Origin of the sequence: Actinosynnema sp. NPDC023658 (assembly GCF_040639995.1) — a bacterium.
Lineage (GTDB): Bacteria > Actinomycetota > Actinomycetes > Mycobacteriales > Pseudonocardiaceae > Actinosynnema.
Genome location: NZ_JBFAAX010001289.1, coordinates 1 through 1,391 on the forward strand (window position 1 = coordinate 1; position 1,391 = coordinate 1,391).

Annotated in this window: 3 protein-coding genes; all 3 read right to left on the bottom strand. The window is 73.3% G+C overall.

Going from position 1 to position 1,391, the window contains the following annotated elements; all coding sequences use genetic code 11:
- Positions 1-421: FAD-dependent monooxygenase (locus AB0G02_RS40355; RefSeq protein WP_360805865.1), on the bottom strand; the 421-nt coding region annotated here is incomplete at its 3' end.
- On the bottom strand, positions 414-932 hold the full coding sequence (locus AB0G02_RS40360; protein ID WP_360805868.1) for an isoprenylcysteine carboxyl methyltransferase family protein: 519 nt from the start codon (positions 930-932) through the stop codon (positions 414-416). The genes AB0G02_RS40360 and AB0G02_RS40355, both read right to left, overlap by 8 nt.
- Positions 929-1,391 (bottom strand): 3-oxoacyl-[acyl-carrier-protein] synthase III C-terminal domain-containing protein (locus tag AB0G02_RS40365; protein WP_360805871.1); only part of this gene is annotated, 463 nt, incomplete at its 5' end. The genes AB0G02_RS40365 and AB0G02_RS40360, both read right to left, overlap by 4 nt.

Consider the following 1,391-nt stretch of genomic DNA (forward strand, 5'->3'; position numbering starts at 1 on the left):
CCGCGACCAGGTACCGCGTCCGCAGGCCGCCCGCCCGCACGTGGTCGCCGTGCTGCGAGACGTCGGTGACCGCGATCGGCAGGACCGGCACGCCGTGACGGAGCACCTCGGCGCGCAGGGCGTCGTGGAGCACGGTGCGCCGCACTCCCCTGCCCGGACCGGCGCGGAACGCGGCGTGCGCGGACAGCGGGCCCTGCCGGTAGGTGATGCCCTGGATGGGGTACCCCGGTGGGTCGATCCCGAGGGCGGCCAGGGCGCGCACGGCACCCGGCATCAGCCCTTCACCGCAGGCCTTGTCGATCACGCCGGTCCGCTTCTCGCACACCACCACGTCCATGCCCGCCCGCGCGCACCCCAGGGCGACGGCGAGACCGGCCGGACCGCCTCCGACGACGACCACGTCGTGCAAGTGCTCAGGCATCCGCCGACCTCAGCGCCCGGTCCTCCGCGCGGATCCGCACCGCCAGCAGCCCCGCGTTGAGCACGGTGAACACGGCCGCCGTCACCCACGCGCCGTGCACGAGCGGCAGGGCGAAACCCTCCACGACGACCGCGACGTAGTTGGGGTGGGGGAACAAGCGGTAAGGGCCGTCGGTGACGCGCGGAAGCCCGGGGACGACGACGATGCGGGTGTTCCACTGCCGGCCGAGGACGCGGATGCACCACCACCGCAGCGCCTGGGACGCGATCACCAGGGCCAGCATCGGCCAGCCGAGCCCGGGCGTGAAGGGCCGGTCGGCGGTCCACACCTCGACCAGGCACCCGGCCAGCAGCCCGGTGTGCAGCACCACCATGAAGGGGTAGTGCCCGAACCCGGTCTCCCTCCCTCCCCGCGCCAGGCTCCACGCCAGGTTGCGCTTCGCGACGACCAGCTCGGCCAACCGCTCCACCGCGACCAGTCCGACCAGGACCGAGTACCACACCTGGCTCACCACCGCAGCAGCACCAGTTCGGCGCAGAAACCCGGCCCCATGGCCATCACCACGCCCCAGTCACCGGTGGACGCGGGCCGGCCGGCGAGGGTGTCCGCGAACACGTGCAGCACCGAGGACGACGACAGGTTGCCGATCCGGTGCAGCGAGCTCCACGTCATCGCCAGGTCTTCCTCGTCCAGGTCCAGCACCGACTGGATCGCTTCGATCACCTTCGGTCCGCCGGGGTGGCAGATCCAGCGCGCCACGTCGCCCGTCCCGAGCCCGTGCCGCGACAGCAGCCGCTCGACGTCCTTCGCGAGGTGCGTGCGCACGAGGTCCGGGACCTCCGCGCCGAGCACCACTCTCAGGCCCGTGCCACCGACGTCCCACCCCATCGCGCGCTCGGAGTCCTCGTACAGGTGGCTGAGCGAGTCGACGACCCGCGGTCCCGACGCCGCGGCCGGGTGCCGGTCGCCC